Origin of the sequence: Arthrobacter sp. zg-Y1143 (assembly GCF_030125565.1) — a bacterium.
In the GTDB taxonomy this organism is placed as follows: Bacteria; Actinomycetota; Actinomycetes; order Actinomycetales; family Micrococcaceae; genus Arthrobacter_B.
Genome location: NZ_JASKLW010000006.1, coordinates 31,745 through 54,692 on the forward strand (window position 1 = coordinate 31,745; position 22,948 = coordinate 54,692).

18 protein-coding genes are annotated in these 22,948 nt (G+C 66.0%); 12 read left to right on the forward strand and 6 right to left on the reverse strand.

Going from position 1 to position 22,948, the window contains the following annotated elements; all coding sequences use genetic code 11:
- Positions 1-45: 45 nt before the first annotated feature.
- The 12 genes from uvrA (at position 46) to secG (ending at position 14,041) form a co-directional block, all read left to right on the forward strand.
- Positions 46-2,949, forward strand: a complete 2,904-nt coding sequence (uvrA, locus tag QNN98_RS08670; protein ID WP_283996836.1) for an excinuclease ABC subunit UvrA — start codon at positions 46-48, stop codon at positions 2,947-2,949.
- Positions 2,950-3,054: 105 nt separating this feature from the next.
- The gene (locus QNN98_RS08675) at positions 3,055-3,753 is read left to right on the forward strand and encodes an HAD hydrolase-like protein (protein WP_227926323.1); all 699 of its coding nucleotides are present in this window, start codon (positions 3,055-3,057) and stop codon (positions 3,751-3,753) included.
- Complete coding sequence (locus tag QNN98_RS08680) at positions 3,740-4,408, forward strand: lysophospholipid acyltransferase family protein (RefSeq protein ID WP_227911319.1); 669 nt, start codon at positions 3,740-3,742, stop codon at positions 4,406-4,408. Before QNN98_RS08675 ends, QNN98_RS08680 begins: the two co-directional genes overlap by 14 nt.
- Positions 4,409-4,503: 95 nt before the next feature.
- Entirely contained in the window at positions 4,504-6,516 is a 2,013-nt protein-coding gene (uvrC, locus tag QNN98_RS08685; protein ID WP_227911320.1) for an excinuclease ABC subunit UvrC, read from the forward strand.
- Between the two features lie 119 nt (positions 6,517-6,635).
- A complete protein-coding gene (gene rapZ / locus QNN98_RS08690) occupies positions 6,636-7,535 on the forward strand; it encodes an RNase adapter RapZ (protein ID WP_227926322.1) in 900 nt (299 codons plus the stop codon).
- Entirely contained in the window at positions 7,535-8,557 is a 1,023-nt protein-coding gene (locus QNN98_RS08695) for a gluconeogenesis factor YvcK family protein (RefSeq protein ID WP_227911322.1), read from the forward strand. Before rapZ ends, QNN98_RS08695 begins: the two co-directional genes overlap by 1 nt.
- A gap of 10 nt (positions 8,558-8,567) precedes the next feature.
- Positions 8,568-9,548, forward strand: coding sequence for a DNA-binding protein WhiA (gene whiA, locus QNN98_RS08700; RefSeq protein WP_227911323.1), 981 nt, complete (start codon positions 8,568-8,570; stop codon positions 9,546-9,548).
- A gap of 148 nt (positions 9,549-9,696) precedes the next feature.
- A complete protein-coding gene (locus tag QNN98_RS08705) occupies positions 9,697-10,323 on the forward strand; it encodes a superoxide dismutase (RefSeq protein WP_227911324.1) in 627 nt (208 codons plus the stop codon).
- 241 nt (positions 10,324-10,564) lie between these two features.
- A complete protein-coding gene (gene gap / locus QNN98_RS08710) occupies positions 10,565-11,569 on the forward strand; it encodes a type I glyceraldehyde-3-phosphate dehydrogenase (protein WP_227926321.1) in 1,005 nt (334 codons plus the stop codon).
- A gap of 24 nt (positions 11,570-11,593) precedes the next feature.
- A complete protein-coding gene (locus QNN98_RS08715; protein ID WP_227911326.1) occupies positions 11,594-12,820 on the forward strand; it encodes a phosphoglycerate kinase in 1,227 nt (408 codons plus the stop codon).
- Between the two features lie 92 nt (positions 12,821-12,912).
- The gene (gene tpiA / locus QNN98_RS08720; RefSeq protein ID WP_227911327.1) at positions 12,913-13,728 is read left to right on the forward strand and encodes a triose-phosphate isomerase; all 816 of its coding nucleotides are present in this window, start codon (positions 12,913-12,915) and stop codon (positions 13,726-13,728) included.
- A 61-nt stretch (positions 13,729-13,789) separates the two neighbouring features.
- On the forward strand, positions 13,790-14,041 hold the full coding sequence (gene secG, locus QNN98_RS08725; protein ID WP_227911328.1) for a preprotein translocase subunit SecG: 252 nt from the start codon (positions 13,790-13,792) through the stop codon (positions 14,039-14,041).
- Positions 14,042-14,124: 83 nt separating this feature from the next.
- Here the strand turns inward: secG and pgl are convergent, their stop codons facing one another.
- Genes pgl through tkt form a run of 6 tightly spaced genes read right to left on the reverse strand, consistent with a single transcriptional unit; the run spans position 14,125 to position 22,393 of the window.
- Complete coding sequence (gene pgl, locus QNN98_RS08730; RefSeq protein WP_227926319.1) at positions 14,125-14,958, reverse strand: 6-phosphogluconolactonase; 834 nt, start codon at positions 14,956-14,958, stop codon at positions 14,125-14,127.
- A complete protein-coding gene (locus tag QNN98_RS08735; protein ID WP_227911330.1) occupies positions 14,955-15,890 on the reverse strand; it encodes a glucose-6-phosphate dehydrogenase assembly protein OpcA in 936 nt (311 codons plus the stop codon). The genes pgl and QNN98_RS08735 overlap by 4 nt, the downstream gene beginning before the upstream one ends.
- Positions 15,887-17,431, reverse strand: coding sequence for a glucose-6-phosphate dehydrogenase (gene zwf, locus QNN98_RS08740; protein ID WP_283996837.1), 1,545 nt, complete (start codon positions 17,429-17,431; stop codon positions 15,887-15,889). Before zwf ends, QNN98_RS08735 begins: the two co-directional genes overlap by 4 nt.
- The gene (locus QNN98_RS08745; RefSeq protein ID WP_283996838.1) at positions 17,432-19,060 is read right to left on the reverse strand and encodes a phosphoglucose isomerase-related protein; all 1,629 of its coding nucleotides are present in this window, start codon (positions 19,058-19,060) and stop codon (positions 17,432-17,434) included. It lies immediately after the preceding gene.
- A 5-nt stretch (positions 19,061-19,065) separates the two neighbouring features.
- Positions 19,066-20,181 (reverse strand): transaldolase, encoded by a 1,116-nt coding sequence (gene tal, locus QNN98_RS08750; protein WP_229959147.1) that lies wholly within the window; start codon positions 20,179-20,181, stop codon positions 19,066-19,068.
- A 22-nt stretch (positions 20,182-20,203) separates the two neighbouring features.
- Entirely contained in the window at positions 20,204-22,393 is a 2,190-nt protein-coding gene (tkt, locus tag QNN98_RS08755) for a transketolase (RefSeq protein WP_283996839.1), read from the reverse strand.
- Positions 22,394-22,948 lie beyond the last annotated feature (555 nt).

Here is a 22,948-nt window from a genome sequence, read left to right on the forward strand (position 1 = left end):
CCTCGAATACGTTTTCGAATCAGCGTTTGAACTAGAGTGGAAAACGTGCCTAAATCGACTCTTACGACGGCGGACACCACGTTTGCGCCGCATACTGCCAATGACCTTTCCCGCCTGGTAGTGAAAGGTGCGCGCGAGCACAACCTCCAAAACGTTGACCTGGACCTGCCGCGGGACGCCATGATCGTCTTCACCGGCCTCTCCGGCTCGGGCAAGTCCTCGCTGGCGTTCGACACCATCTTCGCGGAGGGGCAGCGGCGCTACGTCGAGTCACTCTCCGCCTACGCGCGCATGTTCCTGGGCCAGGTGGACAAGCCTGACGTCGACTTCATCGAGGGCCTCTCGCCCGCGGTTTCCATCGACCAGAAGTCCACCAGCAAGAACCCGCGCTCCACGGTGGGCACCATCACCGAGATCCACGACTACATGCGCCTGCTCTGGGCCCGTGTGGGCCGGCCGTTCTGCCCCGTCTGCGGCGAACCCGTCAGCCGCCAGACCCCGCAGGCCATCGTGGACCAGCTCCTGGAACTGGAAGAGGGCACCCGCTACCAGGTCCTCGCGCCCGTGGTCCGCGGCCGCAAGGGCGAGTTCGTGGACCTGTTCAAGGAACTCGCCGCCAAGGGCTACTCCCGCGCCCGCGTGGACGGCAAGCAGATCCAGCTCTCCGACCCGCCCAAGCTGGGCAAGCAGATCAAGCACAACATCGAAGTGGTGGTGGACCGTCTCGTTGCCAAGGAAGGCATCCGGCAGCGGCTGACCGACTCCGTGGAAACCGCCCTCGGCCTGGCCGACGGCCGCGTGGTGGTGGACTTCGTGGACCGTCCCGAGGACAGCGAGGACCGTACCCGCACCTTCTCCGAAAACCTGGCCTGCCCCAACGAGCACCCGCTGGCCATCGACGAGATCGAGCCGCGCTCCTTCTCCTTCAACAACCCCTTCGGTGCATGCCCGGTCTGCACCGGCATCGGCTCGCGGCTGGAGGTGGACGAGGACCTGATCATCCCGGACCCGTCCAAGTCCCTGGCCGAAGGCGCCATCGCGCCCTGGTCCCTGGGCACCGCCACCACCGAGTACTGGAACCGGCTGCTCGACGGCTTGGCCAAGGACATGGGCTTCTCCATGGACACGCCGTGGAAGAAGCTGCCGGCCAAGGTCCGCGAGGCCGTGCTCAACGGCAAGGACCATAAGGTGGTGGTCCAGTACCGGAACCGCTTCGGCCGTGAACGCAAGTACAGCACCGGCTTCGAAGGCGTCATCCAGTACATCCACCGCAAGCACCAGGAAACCGAATCCGACCATGCCCGCGACCGGTACGAAGAGTACATGCGCGAAATCGCCTGCCCCGAGTGCGGCGGCGCGCGCCTGAACCCGGCGTCCCTGTCGGTGCTGATCAACGGCCGCAACATTGCCGAGATCAGCGCCCTGCCGCTGCGCGAGGCCGCCGACTTCCTCGGAACGCTCACGCTCACCGGCCGTGAAGCACAGATTGCCAGCAACGTACTGAAGGAAATCCAGGCCCGCCTGACCTTCCTGCTCGACGTCGGGCTGGAATACCTGAGCCTGAACCGGCCGGCAGCAACCCTGTCCGGCGGCGAAGCCCAGCGCATCCGCCTGGCCACGCAGATCGGCTCCGGCCTCGTGGGCGTGCTGTACGTGCTGGATGAACCGTCCATCGGCCTGCACCAGAAGGACAACCGGCGGTTGATCGAAACCCTGAGCCGCCTGCGCAGCCTGGGCAACACCCTGATCGTGGTGGAACACGACGAAGACACCATCCAGGAAGCGGACTGGATTGTCGACGTCGGCCCGGGGGCAGGGGAGCGCGGCGGCGAGATTGTGCATTCCGGCTCGCTGGCGGACCTGCTCACGAACGAGCGTTCCATTACCGGCGCCTACCTCTCCGGCCGGAAGAAGATCGAGATCCCGGCCAAGCGGCGCAAGGTGGACAAGACCCGCCAGCTGAAGATTGTCGGGGCGCGGGAAAACAACCTGCAGAACCTGAACGTGGACATTCCCCTGGGCGTGTTCACCGCAGTGACCGGTGTCAGCGGTTCGGGCAAGTCCACCCTGATCAACGACATCCTGTACAAGACCATGGCCAACAAGCTCAACGGCGCCAAGCATGTGGCCGGCCGGCACACCCGGGTGGAGGGCCTGGAGCAGCTGGACAAGGTTATCCATGTGGACCAGAGCCCCATCGGCCGCACGCCGCGCTCCAACCCGGCCACCTACACCGGCGTCTGGGACCACATCCGCAAGCTCTTCGCCGAGACCAACGAGGCGAAGGTGCGCGGCTACCTTCCGGGCCGGTTCTCCTTCAACGTGAAGGGCGGGCGCTGCGAGGCCTGCCACGGCGACGGCACCCTGAAGATCGAAATGAACTTCCTGCCGGACGTTTACGTACCCTGCGAGGTATGCCACGGCGCCCGGTTCAACCGGGAGACCATGGAGGTCCACTACAAGGGCAAGAACATTGCCGAGGTCCTGGACATGCCTATCGAGGAAGCCGCGGAGTTCTTCGCCGCCTTCGGGCCTATTTCCCGGCACCTGAACACCCTGGTGGACGTGGGCCTGGGCTATGTCCGGCTGGGCCAGCCGGCCACCACGCTGTCCGGCGGCGAGGCGCAGCGTGTGAAGCTGGCCAGCGAGCTGCAGAAGCGTTCCAACGGCCGCAGCATCTACGTGCTGGACGAGCCCACTACGGGCCTGCACTTCGAAGACGTCCGGAAGCTCCTGGAAGTGCTGCAGGGCTTGGTGGACAAGGGCAACACGGTGGTGACCATCGAGCACAACCTCGACGTGATCAAGAGTGCCGACTGGATCATCGATATGGGTCCCGACGGCGGCACCGGCGGCGGCAAGGTGGTCGCCTCGGGCACCCCGGAGAAGGTGGCCAAGGTCGAAGGCAGCCACACCGCCACGTTCCTGGCGGCGATCCTCAACCCGTAAGGCACACCGGCTGCACGCCGGCGCAGGAATATGTCGCGGTCCGACATATTCCTGCGCCGGTATACCTTTTCGCGTTAGCCCGCTTTGGTATGCCAAACTTGGGCCGTGACTTCTCCCCGGCTCTTGGTTCTTTTTGATTTGGATGGAACGCTGGTTGACCCGGCGGGCGCCATCACCGGCGGCATCAGTGCCGCACTTGCCGCCTGCGGCCTGCCGGTGCCTTCAGGGGCGGACCTGCAGCGCATGGTCGGTCCTGCTCTGGTGACCTCACTGCGGGACATTGCCGGGGTTCCCGCCGACCTGCTGGACGAGGTCATCGGACGCTACCGCGCCGGCTACCGGGAGTCCGGAATGGCACAGAGCCGTCCGTACCCCGGCATCCGAGCAGCTGTCGAACGCCTCCGGGAGAACCACACGGTTGCCGTAGCCACCCAGAAGCCCGAGCCGCTGGCCGCGGAACTCCTCGGCGTCCAGCAGCTTGCGGACCTGTTTGCGTCCGTGCACGGCTCACCTGCCGATGAGCAGGCCGCCGCCGCCCTGGACGGCAAGCGCAGCATCATCCGCGCCGCCCTGGACCGGCACAAGGGTTCCTATGACCGCGCCGTGATGATCGGCGACCGAAGGCACGACGTCGAGGGCGCCTCCGCCAACGGCCTGGACTGCATTGGCGTCTCCTGGGGATTCGCAGCGGCAGGAGAGCTGGAAGAAGCAGGTGCAGCCGCCGTCGTTGCCACCGCTGATGACCTGGTGGATACGGTGCTGCGGTACGCACGGAACGGATCGGCACTCCATGGCGCTGTATAACCTCACCAGGACAGGTATCCGCGCATTCGTGGGCGGGCTGTGCCGGCCAACCATCACCGGCCTGGAGAACGTTCCCGCCACTGGGCCCTTTATCGTCGCCTGCAATCACTTGTCCTTCCTGGACAGCGTGCTGGTGCAGGCGCTGCTGCCGCGGCGCGTCGGATTCTTCGCCAAGGCCGAATACTTCACCGGCACCGGGCTGAAGGGCTACGCCATGAAGAGCTTCTTCGAGGGTGTCGGTTCCATCCCGGTGCAGCGGGACCAGCAGGCTGCCAGCGTTGCGGCGCTGAAGACGCTGCTGGACATCCTCGAGGAGGGCGGGGGTGTGGGGATCTATCCCGAAGGCACCCGTTCCCGCGACGGACTGCTGTACCGCGGCCGCACCGGCGTGGGCTGGCTGGCACTGACCTCCGGCGCCCCGGTGGTGCCCGTGGGCCTGATCGGCACGGAAAACCTGCAGCCAGCGGGCAAGAAAACCGTCAAGCCCGGGCACTTCACCCTCAAGGTGGGACCGCCCCTGTACTTCCAAAAGACGGGGCCGGACCACGCCCTGCCCGCCCGGCGCCAGGCCACGGACCGCGTCATGGACGCCATCGCCGAGCTGAGCGGCCAGGAACGCTCCGAGAGTTATAACCGGAACCGCCCCGAGGGGTAAGGCGGGGTCACGCACCAGGGCGCCCGGGGTTCAGCGCCGGGCGAAACCGCACGGCGTCGTCCGGCCGCACCCGCGGGCGAACGTAGGATGGAAAAGTGGCAGATCCAGCAACTTACCGGCCGAAAACAGGGGAGATCCCCACCGCCCCGGGCGTCTACCGTTTCCGGGATGAACACGGCCGAGTCATTTACGTGGGCAAGGCCAAGAACCTCCGCTCCCGCCTGAACTCCTATTTCGCCAATCCGCGCGGGCTGATGCCCAAAACGCGTGCCATGGTGCATACCGCGGCCAGCGTGGAGTGGACGGTGGTGGGCACCGAGCTCGAAGCGCTGCAGCTCGAGTACACCTGGATCAAGGAATTCAATCCCCGGTTCAACATCATGTTCCGGGACGACAAGTCCTACCCCTACCTGGCCGTCACCATGGGAGAGAAGTACCCGCGGGCGCAGGTCATGCGGGGGGACCGGCGCAAGGACACCCGCTACTTCGGCCCGTTCTATCCGGCCAAGGCCATCCGCGAAACCCTCGACACGCTGTTGCGCGTCTTCCCGGTCCGCACCTGCAGCAGCGGAGTGTTCAAGCGGGCCGAGCGCACCGGCCGGCCGTGCCTGCTGGGCTACATCGACAAGTGCTCCGCACCCTGCGTGGGACGGATCAGCCCCGAGGACCACCGCCAGCTGGCCGCTGAACTGTGCGACTTCATGGCGGGGGAGGGCAAACGCTTCATCTCCGGCCTGGAAAAGGAGATGCAGGCAGCCGTCGCCGAACTGGACTATGAATCCGCCGCCCGGCTCCGCGATGACATCTCCGCCCTGCGGAAGGTCTTCGAGCGCAACAACGTAGTCCTGAGCGAAGACACCGACGCGGACATCTTCGCCCTGGAAGAAGACGAGCTGGAAGCCTCGGCCCAGGTTTTCCACGTCCGCGGCGGACGCATCCGCGGCCAGCGCGGCTGGGTTGTGGAAAAGGTGGAGGACAACGACACCGCGGACCTGGTGGAACACCTGATCCAGCAGGTCTACGGCTCGGCAAACTCTACGGACCGGATCCCGCGCCAGGTGCTGGTTCCCGTGCTGCCGCCCAACGCCGAAGAACTTGCCGAATGGCTGTACGGGCTGCGCGGAGCCCGCGTAGACATCCGGGTGCCCATGCGCGGCGACAAAAAAGCGCTGATGGAAACCGTGGCCCGGAACGCATCGGATGCACTGCGCCTGCACAAAAGCCGCAGGGCCGGGGACATTACCACCCGTTCGGCTGCCCTGCAGGAACTGCAGGAGGCCCTGGACCTGGCCTCCCCGCCGCTGCGCATCGAGTGCTACGACATCTCCCACGTTTCCGGCACCAACGTGGTGGCCTCCATGGTGGTGGCTGAAGACGGCCTGCCGAAGAAATCGGACTACCGCAAGTTCTCCATCACCGGCGACGCTGCCCGGGACGACACGGCGTCCATGTATGACGTTATTTCGCGCCGCTTCCGCAACTACCTGGCCGAGAATGCGGACCCTGCCGCCGATCCCGACGCCCCGACGGACCTGCCCGACGAGCGCGCCGGCGGCCCCGACGCCGACGTCCGGCCCCTGACCGACACGCTGACCCCGGCGCCAAAGGCCAAGTTCGCCTACCCGCCGAACCTGGTGGTGGTGGACGGCGGGCAGCCCCAGGTTGCCGCGGCCTCCAAGGCCCTGGACGATCTGGGCATCACGGACGTGCAGGTGGTGGGGCTCGCCAAGCGCCTGGAGGAAGTATGGGTGCCGGACAGCGACTTCCCGGTGATCCTGCCGCGTGCTTCCGAAGCCCTGTTCCTGCTGCAGCGCATCCGCGACGAGGCGCACCGCTTTGCCATCACCTTCCACCGGCAGAAGCGCGGCAAATCCATGACCGCTTCGCTGCTGGACGAAGTACCCGGACTCGGCCCGGCCAAACGCCAGGCACTGCTCAAGCAGTTCGGTTCCGTGAAGAAACTGCGTGCGGCCACGGAGGAGGAACTGCGCCAGGTTCCCGGCATCGGTCCCGCCATGGCCGCTAACCTGCGCAGCCGGTTGGCCGATAAAGATATGGCGGGGGCTCCGGCGGTCAATATGACCACCGGCGAAATCCTGGAAACTTAGTTAGTCTTGGAAAACCGGCGTGTCGTCACTACGGCGTGTCGGAGGATGCCGCATACGGTTTCCGCTGCACCAGCGCCGGCGCAACCGGGCAACAGGGTAAACAGGATGGGATCACAGCAATGACGCAAGAGGACGGCTTGACCATAGTCAAGCCTGAGGAATCGGAACTGCTCGTGGTCACGGGCATGTCCGGTGCCGGACGGAGCACGGCCGCCAATGCGTTGGAAGACCACGGCTGGTACGTGGTGGAGAACCTGCCGCCGCTCATGCTGGGTACCCTCACCGAACTCGTTTCCCGGATGCCGCAGTCCATTCCCAAGCTCGCCGTCGTCATCGACGTCCGGAGCAAGGAACTGTTCCAGGACATCCGCGAAGCGCTGCGCAACCTGCGCACCGCCGGGGTAACCTACCGCCTGCTGTTCCTGGACGCCGACGACGCCACCCTGGTCCGCCGGTTTGAGCAGGGCCGCCGTCCGCACCCGCTGCAGGGGGACGGCAGTATCCTGGACGGCATCGCCGCCGAACGCGAGGTAGTGCAGGAACTGCGCGATTCCTCCGACGTCGTGGTGGACACCTCCAAGCTGAACGTCCATGCCCTGGCCACCACGGTGACCGAGCTTTTCACCGAGTCCGGCCCCATTGTGCTGCGCCTGAACATCATGAGCTTCGGCTTCAAATACGGGCTCCCCGTTGACGCCAACTACGTGGCCGATGTCCGCTTCATTCCCAACCCGCACTGGGTCCCGCAGCTGCGCCCGCACACCGGGCTGGACGACGACGTCCGGGACTACGTGCTGCAGGCCAAGGGCACCGCTGAATTCCTGGACCGCTACGTCGAGGCGCTGGAGCCCGTGATTGACGGCTACCGCCGAGAGAACAAGCACTACGCAACCATCGCCGTGGGCTGCACGGGCGGTAAGCACCGTTCCGTGGCGGTCACCGAGGAACTGGCCAAGCGCCTTGCCCAGCTGCCCCGGGTCACGGTCAGCTCGCACCACCGGGATCTGGGGCGCGAATAATGTCCTTTCTCACCGGCCCGCTGCCCCTGATTCCGGAGGGCAAGGCCGGCCGGGGGAGCGGTGGCGGTCCCGGATCGGTAGTCGCGCTGGGAGGCGGCCACGGCCTTTCCGCTTCGCTTTCCGCACTGCGCCTGCTGACCACCGACCTCACCGCCGTCGTGACGGTGGCCGACGACGGCGGTTCCTCCGGCCGGCTGCGCCGCGAGCTCGGCGTCCTCCCGCCCGGCGACCTGCGCATGGCGCTGGCTGCGCTCTGCGATGACACCGACTGGGGCCGGACCTGGCGCGACGTGATGCAGCACCGTTTCCGCTCCCAGCCCGGGGTGGACGGCTCCCTGGACGACCATGCGCTGGGCAACCTGCTGATCGTCACGCTCTGGGAGCTGCTGGGGGATCCGGTGGCCGGACTGCAGTGGGCCGGAGCGCTGCTCGGTGCCCGCGGACAGGTCCTGCCGATGTCCACTATGCCGCTGACCATTGAGGGCGACGTGATCCGCCGCACGCCGGACGGGGACCGGGTGGAAACCGTCAGCGGCCAGGCCCGGCTGGCAGCTGCAGGGGCCCGCACCAATGTGACGGACGTACGGCTGCTGCCCACCGACGCGCCGGCCTGTCCGGCTGCCCTGGACGCCATTGAGGGCGCCGACTGGGTGATTCTGGGGCCGGGGTCCTGGTACACCTCGGTCCTGCCTCACCTGATGCTGCCGCAGATGCGCGACGCACTGTGCGCCACGGCAGCCAAGCGGTGCCTGACCATGAATCTCAGCAACGAAACCACTGAAACTGCAGGCATGAGCGCGGTGGACCACCTCGCCGTAATCCGGCGCTACGCACCGGAGTTCAAAGTGGACGCGGTGCTGGCGGATCCGTCGGTGGTGGGTGACCGCGCGGCCTTCGAGGACGCTGTCGCCCAAATGGGCGGCCGAGCCGTCTTCGGTAAGGTGGGGGCAGCGACGGGGCGTCCGATCCATGATCCGCTCCGCCTCGCAACCGCCTTCCACGATATTTTTGGGGAGAACTAGGAGTGTATTTGTGGCGTTGACCGCAGCTGTAAAAGAGGAACTGTCACGGCTGGACGTGAAGAAGTCCTCGGTCCGAAAGGCCGAAGTGTCGGCAATGCTGCGTTTTGCCGGCGGGCTGCACATTATTTCCGGGCGCATCGTCATTGAGGCCGAGGTGGACCTCGCGTCCACGGCCCGCCGGCTCCGCTCGGCCATTGCCGAGGTCTACGGGCACGCCAGCGACATCATTGTGGTGTCCGGCGGGGGACTGCGCCGCGGGAACCGCTATGTGGTGCGTGTGGTCCGCGACGGGGAGTCCCTGGCGCGGCAGACCGGCCTGCTGGATGCCCGGGGACGGCCCGTCCGCGGCCTGCCCTCCGTGGTGGTCAACGGTTCTGCCGCCGACGCCGAGGCTGTCTGGCGCGGAGCGTTCCTCGCCCACGGTTCGCTCACCGAGCCCGGACGCTCGTCCTCCCTGGAGGTCACCTGCCCCGGGCCCGAGGCGGCCCTGGCCCTGGTGGGCTCCGCACGCCGGATCGGCATCGCCGCCAAGGCGCGCGAGGTGCGCGGCGTTGACCGGGTAGTGATCCGCGACGGCGACACCATTGCCGCCCTGCTGACCCGGATGGGCGCCCACGACGCGCTGATGGTCTGGGAAGAGCGCCGCATGCGCAAGGAAGTGCGGGCGACCGCCAACCGCCTGGCGAATTTCGACGACGCGAACCTCCGCCGTTCCGCGCAGGCCGCCGTTGCTGCCGGCGCACGCGTGGAACGAGCCCTGGAGATCCTCGGCGAGGACGTGCCCGAGCACCTGCGCTACGCGGGTGAATTGCGCGTTGCGCATAAGCAGGCCAGCCTGGACGAGCTCGGGCACCTGGCCGACCCGCCCATGACCAAGGACGCCATTGCGGGGAGAATCCGCCGTTTGCTGGCCATGGCGGACAAACGTGCGGCGGAATTGGGCATTCCGGGTACCGAATCCAGTGTCACTCCGGAAATGTTGGACGAATAGCGCCGTCCCGGCCCGGCAGCCCAATGTTGGCTGGATGGCGTAATTGCATAGGATGGACTAAGTCTGCTGCCTTTTGGGGCGGCACGAAGAATTTCCGGATGGGAATTCCGTCCGGATCTTTGATCCGACACTTCAACGGAGGATTTTCGTGAACGAATACACACTGCCGGAACTGCCGTACGACTACGCAGCCCTGGAACCGCACATTTCCGCACGCATCATGGAGCTGCACCACGACAAGCACCATGCCACGTACGTAGCCGGCGCGAACACTGCCCTTGCCCAGATGGCCGAAGCACGCGACAAGGGCGAGTTCGGTACCATCGGCAAGCTCTCCAAGGACCTGGCCTTCCACCTGGGCGGCCACACCAACCACAGCATTTTCTGGAACAACATGTCCCCGGACGGCGGCGACAAGCCCGAAGGCGAGCTGGCGGCAGCCATTGACGAGTTCTTCGGCTCCTTCGACGGCTTCCGCGGCCAGTTCACTGCCGTGGCCAACTCCATCCAGGGCTCCGGCTGGTCCATCCTGGCCTACGAACCGCTGGGCAAGAACCTCGTTATCGAGCAGCTCTACGATCAGCAGGGCAACGTTCCCGTCGGAACCATCCCGCTGCTGATGCTGGATATGTGGGAGCACTCCTACTACCTCGACTACGCCAACGTGAAGGGCGACTACGTCAAGGCATGGTGGAACATCGTCAACTGGGCCGACGTCGCCGCACGTTTCGACGCCGCCCGCACCGGTGCGAAGTCGCTGATCGTTCCCGCCTAGTCGCCGCCTGTGCCGCACAATTGTGCGGGTGCCCCGGTCCCTACGGGGACTGTGACGCGTAAGATAAATCCGTAGGTCCCCGTCCAGCCGGCAACGCCGACAGGACGGGGCCACGGCCCCGTTCCGCCGGCACTGCCGGAAAGCTTTCCCCAGCGGAACGTGTCAGGCCGCAGTCAGTCCGGTGGCTTCATACCCGAGGTCACACAGTTCTCAATTGACCCCCTATCAAGGAGACAGAAAAGTGACTACTCGTGTTGGAATCAACGGATTCGGACGTATCGGCCGCAACTACTTCCGAGCCGCCCTGGAGCAGAACGCAGACCTCGACATTGTCGCCGTCAACGACCTGACCAGCCCCGAAACCCTCGCCCACCTCCTGAAGTACGACTCCGTGACCGGTCGGCTGGGCGCTGACCTCGAAGTGCGTGAAGGCAACATTGTGGTGGGAGGCAAGACCATCAAGGTCCTTGCCGAACGCGATCCCTCCAACCTTCCCTGGAAAGACCTCGGCGTAGACATCGTCATCGAGTCCACCGGGTTCTTCACCAAGGCCGAAGACGCCAAGAAGCACCTTGATGCGGGTGCGAAAAAGGTCCTGATCTCCGCTCCGGGCAAAGGCTCGGACATCACCATCGTGATGGGCGTCAACGACGGCGACTACAACCCCGCCAGCCACAACATCATTTCCAATGCCTCCTGCACCACGAACTGCCTCGGCCCGCTGGCCAAGGTCCTGCACGAAGCCTTCGGCATCGAGCGCGGCCTGATGACCACCGTGCACGCCTACACTGCAGACCAGAACCTGCAGGACGGCCCGCACCGGGACCTGCGCCGGGCACGTGCCGCAGCCCTGAACATTGTTCCCACCTCCACCGGAGCAGCCAAGGCTATCGGCCTGGTCCTGCCGGAACTGGACGGCAAGCTGGACGGCTTCGCCCTGCGTGTTCCGGTCCCCACCGGTTCGGTCACCGACCTCACGGTCACCGTGGGCCGGGAAGCCTCCGTGGATGAAATCAACGATGTCTACAAGACGGCAGCCAGCGGTCCGCTGGCCGGGATCCTGCGCTACACCGACGAGCCGATTGTGTCCTCCGACATCGTCACCGACCCGGCCTCCTGCATCTTCGACTCTGGCCTGACCCGCGTAATGGGCAACGAAGTAAAGGTTGTTGGCTGGTACGACAACGAGTGGGGCTACTCCAACCGACTGGTGGACCTCACCACGCTCGTTGCCTCCAAGCTTTAACCAACCGAGTACGCAAAGGTAGACATGACTGTCAAAACTCTCTCCGACCTGATCAGCGACGGCGTCGAGGACAGGTACGTGCTCGTCCGATCGGATCTGAATGTTCCGCTGGACGACGGCCGGGTCACCGACGACGGCCGCATCCGTGCCTCCATCCCCACTCTCCAGGTTCTGGTGGAGCACGGTGCCAAGGTCATTGTGATGGCCCACCTCGGCCGTCCCAAGGGGCAGCCGGACGAGAAGTACTCGCTGCGTCCCGCCGTCGACCGCCTCGACGAGCTCGCACCGTTTTCGGTGGAGTTCGCCGAGGACGTGGTCGGCGGCAGCGCAAGCGGGCTGGCCGGTTCGCTGGCTTCAGGTTCCGTGCTGGTGCTGCAGAACATCCGGTTCGACCCGCGTGAGACCTCCAAGGACGACGCCGAGCGGCAGGCACTTGCCCGTGACCTGGCGGCGCTGACCGGCGGCAACGGAGCGTACGTGGATGATGCCTTCGGTGCAGTGCACCGCAAGCACGCCAGCGTCTACGACATCGCCGAAGTCCTGCCGGCCTACGAGGGCGACCTGGTCCATACCGAGGTCCAGGTGCTCAAGCGCCTCACCGAAAACCCGGAAAAGCCCTACGTGGTGGTGCTGGGCGGTTCGAAGGTTTCGGACAAGCTGGCAGTGATCGAAAACCTGATGGACCGCGCCGACTACCTGCTGGTGGGAGGTGGAATGGTGTTCACGTTCCTGGCCGCACAGGGATACAACGTGGGCGCCTCCCTGCTTGAGGCAGACCAGATCGAAAATGTGAAGGGCTACCTCAGCCGGGCAAAGGAAGTGGGCTGCGAGTTCGTCCTGCCCACCGACATTGTGGTGGCGGACAAGTTCGCTGCCGATGCCGACGTCCAGACCGTTCCTGCGGACGCGATGGAGAGCAGCCGCTTCGGTGCCGCCGGCATCGGCCTGGACATCGGTCCGGATTCCGCGGACGCGTTTGCCGAACATATCGGCAAGGGCCGGACCATCTTCTGGAACGGCCCCATGGGCGTGTTCGAGTTCGAGGCCTTCGCCAATGGCACCCGCGCCGTAGCACAGGCGCTGAAGGACTCCTCGGGCTTCAGCGTGGTCGGCGGCGGCGATTCGGCGGCGGCAGTGCGCAAGCTCGGGTTCTCGGAAGCCGACTTCGGGCACATCTCCACCGGCGGCGGCGCCAGCCTCGAATATCTGGAAGGCAAGGCCCTGCCGGGCCTCACCGTCCTGGACCAGTAGTTTCCCGGTGCGGGTCCGCGGCCCTCAACAGCTGCGGACCCGCATCTGCATGTCCTGTCCCAAGAACCATTAAGCAAGAAACCGGAGCAACCATGACAACCTCCACGAACGGCAAGTTCGACCGCACACCCCTGATCGCCGGCAACTGGAAGATGAACATGGACCACGTCCAGGGCATCACCCTGCTGCAGAAGCTGGCCTGGACCCTCAGCGACGCCCGCCACGACTACGGCCGCGTGGAGGTGGTCGTGTTCCCTCCGTTCACCGACCTGCGCAGCACGCAGACCCTGGTGGCCGGCGACAAGCTGAAGGTGGAATACGGAGCCCAGGATCTTTCCCCGAAGGATTCGGGCGCCTACACGGGCGACATCTCCGGACAGTTCCTCTCCAAGCTCGGCTGCAGCTACGTCCTGGTGGGCCACAGCGAACGCCGTGCAGTGCACGGCGAAACCGACGAGCTGCTGAATGAAAAGCTGAAGGCTGCCTACCGCAACAACCTTGTACCCGTCCTCTGCGTGGGGGAGGGCCTTGAGGTCCGCCAGGCCGGAGACCACGTGATGCACACCCTGGAGCAGGTCCGCGCCGACCTCGCCGGACTGGACGCCGAGCAGGTCTCCACCCTGGTCATCGCGTACGAACCCATCTGGGCCATCGGCACCGGCGAAGTAGCCGGACCGGATGATGCACAGGAAATGTGCGCCGCCATCCGCGCCGAAATCGCCGATCTGTACGACGACGCGACAGCCGCCAAGACCCGCCTGCTTTACGGCGGCTCGGTCAAGGCCGCAAACGCTGCAAGCATTCTGGGCGAACGCGACGTGGACGGCGTGCTGGTGGGCGGTGCCAGTTTGGATGTAGGCGAATTTGCTAATATTGTCAGGTTCGAACAACATCTGGTGACTGACTGAACTGCAGCTGAAGGACGCCGCAGCGGCGTCCCCAATCCATGAGTCACCCGAAAGGCCGTAAGTGGAAATTCTGAAGATCATCCTGCTGGTGCTTCTTGCCATCACGAGCCTGCTGCTGACGCTGCTTATCCTGCTGCACAAAGGCCGCGGCGGCGGTATGTCGGACATGTTCGGCGGCGGCATGACCAGCAGCCTCGGCTCCTCCGGTGTTGCCGAAAAGAACCTCAACCGTTTCACCGTGGCCCTGGCCCTGTCCTGGGGCCTGGTTATCGTGGCTCTGGGACTGCTCCAGCGCTTCTCGGGCGAAGCCTAGGCACGTACCCCGGGCACGGGAAGACATAAAGAAGGCCCCCGGATTATCCGGGGGCCTTCTTTGCTGCATGCCGTTACCGGCCGCTAGTCTTCGTCGTCATCCTCGCCGGCGTGCTCCTGATCGGAGTCCAGCAGGCGCCGCGAAAGCTGGGCAGCGGCGGCCTGGTCGATCAGCCACCGCGTTTTGTTCCGTCCCCGGGCACCGGCGGCCGGAACCTGGATCTCCCCGGCGCCGGCCAGGGCAAGGCCCACGGCGCCGGCCTTGTCATCACCGGCAACCCCCAGCCACACTTCTGAGGCCGTGTTGATGGCCTCCAACGTCAGCGAGATCCGCTCCGGCGGCGGCTTGGGCGCGTCCCGTACCGCCACCGTGGTCTGCCCAACGGTCCGCACTCCCGGCGTCTCCGGGAAAAGCGAGGCGATGTGGGCGTCCGGGCCCACCCCCAGCAGCAGCACGTCGAAGCGCGGCAGGCGCGGATCAACGGACTCAAAGCCAGGCGCCAGGTCTTCTTCCTCCGCTGCCAGGGCCAGCCGCCGGGCATAATCCGCGGCGGCGTCCTCCACGGTATCAACCTCGCCGGCGGTGGCGACGGCGTGGATGCGCTCCGCCGGGACACCCATCGGCTCCAGCACCGCGTGCCGCGCCTGGAAGGAATTCAGCTCGGGGTCATCCGCGGGCAGGAAGCGTTCGTCTCCCCACCAGAAGTTCACCCGGGTCCAGTCCACGGCCGTGCGCGCAGGGTTGGCAGCTACGGCTTCCAGCGTCGCAATGCCCACGGTGCCTCCGGTGAGGACCACTGTGGCTTCCCCGCGCCGGCTCTGCACATCCACCAGTTTGGTAAGCAGGCGGGCGGCCGTCGCCGATACAAGGGCGGACGGATCCGGGTGGATGCTGACGCCGTTGGGGGAGTGCTTCACGCCGTCGCCCCTTCCTGGACCAGGCACGCGGCCAGGCCCTCAGTAAGTACTTCTCCGAAAACCTCATCCGGGTCCAGCCGGCGCAGTTCCTCGGCCAGGCAGTCCCGCAGGGTCCGGCGCGGCAGGGAAATCTGCTGTTCCGGCTGGCCCGGCTGGGTCAGGTGCGCGGTGACCTGGTCCGGGCGTGCCAGTTCCACGTCTCCCTCGGGACGCTCGAACACCACACGGTGGATCCCGGTCCCGGCTTCGCCTTCGATGATCTGCACGGGAACTTTCAGTGCCTTCTTCAACCAGGCGGCCAGCAGGAAGGTGCTGGCCGAATCCGAGGCGCCCTCCACGACCACCCCCTGCACGGGCGATGATCCGGCGTTGTCCAGCACCGCGGCAAGCTGCACCCGCCAGTTGGTCAGGCGGGTCCAGCTCAGGTCCGTATCGCCGGCCGCATAGGTTTCGGCCAGGCGCAGCAGGGCCTTTTTGGGGTTGTCCTCCGTGGCTGCGTCAGTGATGCGCCGGTGTGCAATGCAGCCCAGCGGGGTCTGCGCCGGATCCTCGGGCACACCGTGCGGCCACCAGGCAACAATGGGGGCGTCGGGCAGCAGCAGCGCGGACACCAGGGATTCGCTCTCCCCGGCCAGCTCGCCGTGCCCGGACAGGACAATCACTTCGGAGGCACCGGCGTCGCCGCCCACCCGGATCTGAGCATCCAGCCGGGTCTCGTCGCCGGCGCTGCCCTCAGCCAGCACAATGATGCGGCAGGGGTGTTCGCGGCTGGCTTCGTTGGCCGCCGCGATGGCCTCTTCCACGAAGTCCGGCTGCGTGTCCACCACCAGGGTCAGGACACGGCCGAGGGTGACCACGCCGCCCCGCTCCCGCATGGCGACAATTTCCTTGGACACCTTGGAGGTGGTGGTGTTGGGCAGGTCTACAATCACGGCCTTCTCCAGGTCCTTCCGTCTCGGGCGAGCAGTTCGTTAGCGGATTCCGGGCCCCAGCTGCCCGGAGCGTATGGCTCCGGCTGGCCGTCCAGGGTAGCCCAGTATTCTTCGAAGGGGTCCACGATCTTCCAGGACAGCTCCACTTCCTGGTGCCGGGGGAAGAGCGGAGGCTCGCCCAGCAGCACGTCCAGGATCAGGCGTTCGTACGCCTCGGGGCTGGATTCCGTAAAGGAATGCCCGTATCCGAAGTCCATGGACACATCCCGGACCTCCATTTGGGTGCCCGGCACCTTCGAACCGAACCGGATGGTCGCCCCTTCGTCCGGCTGGACACGGATGACGACGGCGTTCTGACCGAAATCGTCTTCACTGTGTTCACGGAAGAGCAGGTTGGGGGAGCGCTTGAAGACCACGGCGATCTCCGTGACCCGCCGGCCCAGCCGTTTGCCGGCCCGCAGGTAGAACGGCACTCCGGCCCAGCGGCGGGTGTTGATGTCCAGCCGGATGGCAGCGAACGTTTCCGTGGTGGAATCCGGGTTGAAGCCCTCTTCCTCCAGGAAGCCCGTCACCTTCTCGCCGCCCTGCCAGCCGCCGGTGTACTGGCCGCGGGCGGAGCTGTGCGAGAGGTCCTTCGGCAGCCGGACGGCGGCCAGGACCTTTTCCTTCTCGGTGCGCAGGTGGTCAGCATCAAAGGAGATGGGCTCCTCCATGGCGGTGAGGGCCAGCAGCTGCAGGAGGTGGTTCTGGATGACGTCGCGGGCTGCGCCCACGCCGTCGTAATACCCCGCACGCCCGCCAATGCCGATGTCCTCGGCCATGGTGATCTGCACGTGGTCCACATGGTTCGCGTTCCAGATGGGCTCGAAGAGCTGGTTCGCGAAGCGCAGGGCCAGGATGTTCTGGACGGTTTCCTTGCCCAGGTAGTGGTCGATCCGGAACACCGAGTCTGCCGGGAACACCGATTCCACCACGTTGTTCAGTTCGCGGGCGGAAGCCAGGTCGTGGCCAAACGGCTTCTCGATCACCACCCGCCGCCACTTGCCCTGGGAAGTTTTGGCCAGCCCGTGCCGGGAGAGCTGCTGGCAGACCTGTTCAAAGGACTTCGGCGGCACGGAGAGGTAGAAAGCATGGTTGCCGCGGGTGCCGCGTTCGGCGTCGAGGTCCTCCAGGGTTTCCTTCAGTTTCCCGAAGGCCTCGCCGCTGTCGAAGCCGCCTTCAACGAACCTGATGCCCTCGGCGAGCTGCTTCCATACATTCTCGTTGAAATCCGTGCGCGAGTGCGCCTGCACGGATTCCTTCACCTGCGCGGCGAATTCCTCGTTGCTCCAGGGCCGGCGGCCGAAGCCGACCAGCGAGAAGCTGGGCGGCAGGAGCCCCCGGTTGGCCAGGTCGTAAACGGCCGGGATGAGCTTTTTCCGGGCGAGATCGCCGGTGACTCCGAAGATCACCAGGGAGGACGGCCCCGCAATGCGGCTCAGCCGCCGGTCGCGCGGATCCCGGAGGGGGTTGCCCGTCCCGGACTTTTCCTCTGCGGACATTTAGTTGCTACCACTTTCTGCAGCCAGGGACCGCACGACGTTCTCGATTTCGCGGATACCTTCATCGCGGTTCAGCAGGTGCAGCCGCAGCACGGGCCGGCCCTGGTCCGCCAGGACAGACGCGTCGCCGGCCGCCTGCGCGCTGACCAGTTCAGCGAAGCTGAAGGGCCGCTCGGGGATGGCCACGTCACCGGCGGGACGGCCGGTGATCTGCAGGTACACACCCTGTGCCGGTCCGCCCTTGTGGAACTGGCCGGTGGAGTGCAGGAAGCGCGGGCCCCAGCCGAAGGTAACGGGACGGCCGGTAGCCGCCGCCAGGTCCGCGCGGATGCCCGCGAGGCCGGACTGCTTGGCGCGGTCCAGGTAGGCCTGGATGCTCAGGTAGCCGTCCGGGCCAAGCTGCCCCAGCAATGCCGTGAGGGCGCCGCGCAGGGTGGAGGCAGTGCCCAGCAGGTCGGCGGGGCCGCGGACCTCGACGGAACCGTCGATGAACGCCGGTTCGGTGGGCTCGGGGGTGGCATCAAGCAGGCCGCGGGCTGCCTTCTTGGCAGCCTCCACGTCCGGCTGGTCAAAGGGGTTGATGTTCAGGAGCCGTCCGGCCACGGCGGTGGCGAACTCCCACAGCATCATTTGTGCCCCCAGGCTGCCCGACACCACCACCTGGTCTCCTTCGGGCAGTTCCTCGGAATCCACCGGCACAATCCGGACGGTCAGCACGTCGGCGGCACCGGAGGTGATCTCCGGAGCACCGGGCTCGACGACGACCGGCAGCACACCTGTGCCGAGCTTGCCTGTTGATTCGGCGATCAGCTGCTCGGCCCAGTCCGGGAAACCGGCCAGGCCGGAACCCTCGTCCACTATGACGACCTTGTTGCGCAACGGCTCGGTTCCGCCAAGGGCGGCACCGAGTTCCAGGCCGATGTTGTCCGGAGCATCGTCCCGCAGGATTTCGGCGGTCATTTCGGCGTCGTCGAGGAGGGTCTCAATGTCCGCGCCGGCCAGGCCCGACGGGACCAGCCCGAAGGCGGTGAGGGCGGAGTAGCGTCCGCCCACGTTGGGGTCGGCGTTGAAGACGGCACGGTAGCCGGCTTCGCGGGCCGCGGCGTCCAGCGGCGATCCGGGGTCGGTGACCACTACGATCCGGGACTTCGCATCGATCCCGGCGTCGGTGAAGGCCTGTTCAAAGACTCGGCGCTGGGAATCGGTCTCCACGGTGGAACCGGACTTGGAGGACACCACAATCACGGTTTCGGCCAGCCGTTCACCCAACGCGGCCGCAACCACGTCGGGGTCGGTGGAGTCCAGGACGGTCAGGTCCACGCCCGCGGTGCGGGTGATGACCTCGGGCGCCAGGGAAGAGCCGCCCATGCCGGCCAGGACCACGCGGGTCACCGACTCGGCGGCAAGCTCTTCCCTCAGCGCCGCAATCTGTCCCAGGAGCGGCCGGGAACTCTCACCGGGGTTGAGCCAGCCGAGGCGGATGGAAGCCTCGGCTTCGGCGTCGGGGCCCCACAGGGTGGGATCCTGCGCCACCAGGCGGGAGGCGACTTCGTCGCCTACGAGTTCGGGAACCTTGGCGTCGACGGCCTCGCTTGCGGCGCCGGCTGCTTCAAAGGACAGTGTGGTCATCTCTTCTATGCCTCTTTCGCGGTATCCAGTGCGGTCTGAACGGTCTGCAGCAGTTCTCCCCAGCTGGCCACGAACTTGTCGAGGCCTTCGGTTTCCAGCTGCTCCACAACCTCGTTGTAGGAGATGCCCAAGCCGTCCAGGGAATCAAGCACGGCGTTGGACTCTTCGTAGGTGCCGGATACCGTGTTGCCGGTGACTTCGCCGTGGTCGGCAGTGGCTTCCAGCGTCTTCTCAGGCATGGTGTTCACCGTGTGCGGTGCCACGAGCCCCGTGACGTACAGGGTGTCCGGCAGGGCCGGGTCCTTGACACCGGTGGAGGCCCACAGCGGGCGCTGCGCGTTGGCGCCGGCAGCGGACAGGACCTGCCAGCGTTCGGAAGCGAACTGCTCCTCGAACACTTGGTAGGCCAGGCGGGCGTTGGCCAGGCCGGCCTTGCCCTTCAGTGCCTTGGCTTCGTCGGTGCCAATGCCGTCCAGCCGCTTGTCGATCTCGGCGTCCACGCGGGAAACAAAGAAGGAGGCCACGGAGTGGATGGTGGAGAGGTCGTGGCCGTTTTCCTTGGCCTGCTCAATGCCCAGCATGTACGCGTTAATGACCTCGCGGTAGCGTTCCAGCGAGAAGATCAGCGTCACGTTGACGCTGATGCCGGCAGCCAGGGTCGCCGTGATCGCGGGCAGTCCCTCTTTGGTGGCGGGGATCTTGATCAGCACGTTGTAGCGGCCAACCTTGTCGAAGAGTTCCTTCGCCTCATTGATGGTGCCCTGCGTGTCGCGTGACAGGCGCGGATCAACCTCAATGGACACCCGGCCGTCAACGCCGTGCGTGGCCTCGGCTACGGGGGCGAAGACATCGCAGGCCTGGATGACGTCGTCGGTGGTGATCTCGAAGACGGACTTGTCGACGTCGGCGCCGGAACGGGACAGCTGCTGCACCTGGGCGGCGTAGGACTCGCCGTTGGCCAGGGCGGCCGCGAAGATGCTCGGGTTGGTGGTTACGCCAACCACGTTCTTCTCGTCGATGAGCTTCTTGAGGGAGCCGGAGACAATCCGTTCGCGGGAAAGGTCGTCCAGCCAGATGGAGACGCCGGCTTCGGAGAGCGCGGCGGTGGGAGTTGAAGTCATGGTGTTACTCCTTAGTAAGGGTCTACTGCTGGTCGCCGGTCTCGGTGGACTGGGCTCCGGAGGAGGCACCGGTGGTGCCGGCCGGGGCGGATCCGCTGCCGGAAACAGCTGCGAGGGAATCGCGGGCTGCCTGCGCCACGGCGTCGGCCGTAATGCCGAATTCGCGGTACAGCGTCTTGTAGTCGGCGGAAGCGCCGAAGTGCTCCAGGGAAACGCTGCGGCCGGCGTCGCCGACAACCTCGCGCCAGCCCAGGGCGATGCCGGCTTCCACGGAGACGCGGGCCCGGATGTCCTTGGGCAGCACGGCCTCGCGGTAGTCCTGGTCCTGCTTGTTGAACCATTCGATGCTGGGCATCGAGACGACGCGGGCCGCCACGCCTTCGGCGGCGAGGGCTTCGCGGGCCTCGACGGCCAGCTGGACCTCGGAACCGGTGCCCACCAGGATGACGTCCGGGGTGACAACCAAGCCGTCGCGTACAGCTTCGGCCAGCACGTAGCCGCCTCGGGCGGCGCCCTCTGCCGAGGCGAACGTGTTGGCGGTAGCCGCACCTTCACCCCGGGCGTAGGTGGGAATGTTCTGCCGGGTCAGCACAATGCCGGCCGGGTTCTCGGTGTTCTCCAGGATGGTCCGCCAGGCCACGGCCACCTCGTTGGCGTCGCCCGGACGCACGACGTCGAGCCCGGGAATGGCGCGCAGGGACGCGAGCTGTTCCACCGGCTGGTGGGTCGGTCCGTCTTCGCCGAGCCCGATGGAGTCGTGGGTCCAGACGTAGATGGCCGGAACGCCCATCAGGGCGCCAAGGCGGATGGCCGGGCGCTGGTAGTCGCTGAAGATCAGGAACGTACCGGAGAACGCACGGGTGTTGCTGTCCATCGTGATGCCGTTGACGATCGCCGCGGCTGCATGCTCGCGGATGCCGAAGTGCAGCACCCGGCCGTAGGGGTTGCCGGCCCAGGCGTTGGTCTGCTTCCCGGCGGGAATGAAGGACGGGGAGCCTTCGATTGTGGTGTTGTTGGACTCCGCGAGGTCAGCGGAACCGCCCCACAGTTCGGGCAGGGCCGGGCCGATGGCGGAGAGGACCTTGCCGGACGCGGCGCGGGTGGACATGTCCTTGCCTGCTTCGAAGACGGGCAGGGACGCTTCCCAGCCCTGGGGCAGTTCGCCCTTCTCCAGGCGGGCCAGCAGGGCCGAACCTTCGGTGTTGGCTTCCTGCCAGGCCTTGAAGCCTTCGTTCCACTTGCTGTGTTCCTCGGCGCCGCGGGCCACTGCCTGACGGGCGTGCTCGAGGACCTCGGGGTCGACGTCGAAGCTCTTAGCCGGGTCGAAGCCCAGTGTTTCCTTCAGCGCGGCTACCTCGTCGGTGCCCAGGGCGGAGCCGTGGATCTTGCCGGTGTTCTGCTTGTTCGGAGCAGGCCAGCCGATGATGGTGCGCAGCGAAATGATGGACGGCCGGCCGGTTTCGGCCTTGGCCGCCATCAGGGCGTTGTAGAGCTCGTTGACGTCTTCGACGTATTCGCCGGTCTTGGTCCAGTCCACGCGCTGGGTGTGCCAGCCGTACGCTTCGTAACGCTTGAGCACGTCTTCGGTGAAGGCAATGTCGGTGTCGTCTTCGATGGAGATGTGGTTCTCGTCGTAGATCACGACCAGGTTGCCCAGTTCCTGGTGCCCGGCCAGCGAGGAGGCTTCGGCGGTGACGCCTTCCTGCAGGTCGCCGTCGGACGCGATAACCCAGACAGTGTGGTCGAACGGGCTGGTGCCTTCTGCGGCGTCGGCGTCCAGCAGGCCGCGCAGGCGGCGCTGGGCGAAAGCGAAACCAACCGAGGAAGCCAGGCCCTGGCCCAGCGGGCCCGTGGTGATCTCGACGCCGTCGGTGTGGCGGTACTCGGGGTGGCCGGGGGTCTTGGAGCCCCAGGTGCGCAGCGACTTCAGGTCTTCGAGTTCCAGGCCGTAGCCGGCGAGGAAGAGCTCAATGTACAGGGTCAGGGAAGTGTGCCCGGGGGAGAGGACGAACCGGTCGCGGCCGATCCAGTGCGGATCCGACGGATCGTGGCGCATGACCTTCTGGAACAGAAGGTACGCGGCAGGGGCCAGGCTCATGGCCGTGCCGGGATGGCCGTTGCCGACCTTTTCCACGGCGTCGGCCGCCAGGACGCGGACAGTGTCCACTGCCTTGCGGTCCGTTTCGGTCCAGGTCAGTTCTTGCTCTTCCATATGTGGCACGTTTACCGGGCCCCTCTCTGTGCAGATAACCGGCGCCGCACAGCGCCGGACATGCCCGGAAGTCCCCGTGAACCCACAGGGTGCCTCCGGTGCCTTTACCACTACAACCAACTGCGGGCGGAAATCGATACCGCATCTGCGGCAGCAATTGATTCCGCCTTTCGCAACCTGCGTTGCGGAGACTGAAAATACCGGACGCTTCGAAAAGCGGGTGCTTCGAAAATACCGGGTGCTTCTTTGTATTGGCCCACTCCCGCCACGCCGCAGCGTTGCCGGGGGAAAGGTCCGCTCCAACCTTATCCTCTACGGCTGCTTCCTGCCTGCCCCGTGCCGCTCCGGCGGGCCTCCGGCAGGGTCCGGACCGGGGCTCCCCGGGTCCGCGGGCCGGGGCTGCGCCGTCCACCTGTGTGCGGATACGCCCGGGCGCGTTTGATGCTTCGATTTCTACAGCCGATAGAGGTTATGATGGGGACGGACTTTTTCGTTCCAGATTGGATAAAGTGATCGCTTCGTGACTACCCAGCATGCCGAATCCCCTATCTACAC

Bases quoted from the DNA above. Each gene is read 5' to 3' on its own strand.
- QNN98_RS08680 (WP_227911319.1), top strand. From the start codon at position 3,740: ATGGCGCTGTATAACCTCACCAGGACAGGTATCCGCGCATTCGTGGGC.
- rapZ (WP_227926322.1), top strand. From the start codon at position 6,636: ATGACGCAAGAGGACGGCTTGACCATAGTCAAGCCTGAGGAATCGGAA.
- QNN98_RS08695 (WP_227911322.1), top strand. From the start codon at position 7,535: ATGTCCTTTCTCACCGGCCCGCTGCCCCTGATTCCGGAGGGCAAGGCC.
- QNN98_RS08715 (WP_227911326.1), top strand. From the start codon at position 11,594: ATGACTGTCAAAACTCTCTCCGACCTGATCAGCGACGGCGTCGAGGAC.
- tpiA (WP_227911327.1), top strand. From the start codon at position 12,913: ATGACAACCTCCACGAACGGCAAGTTCGACCGCACACCCCTGATCGCC.
- zwf (WP_283996837.1), bottom strand. From the start codon at position 17,431: ATGTCCGCAGAGGAAAAGTCCGGGACGGGCAACCCCCTCCGGGATCCG.
- QNN98_RS08745 (WP_283996838.1), bottom strand. From the start codon at position 19,060: ATGACCACACTGTCCTTTGAAGCAGCCGGCGCCGCAAGCGAGGCCGTC.
- tal (WP_229959147.1), bottom strand. From the start codon at position 20,181: ATGACTTCAACTCCCACCGCCGCGCTCTCCGAAGCCGGCGTCTCCATC.
- tkt (WP_283996839.1), bottom strand. From the start codon at position 22,393: ATGGAAGAGCAAGAACTGACCTGGACCGAAACGGACCGCAAGGCAGTG.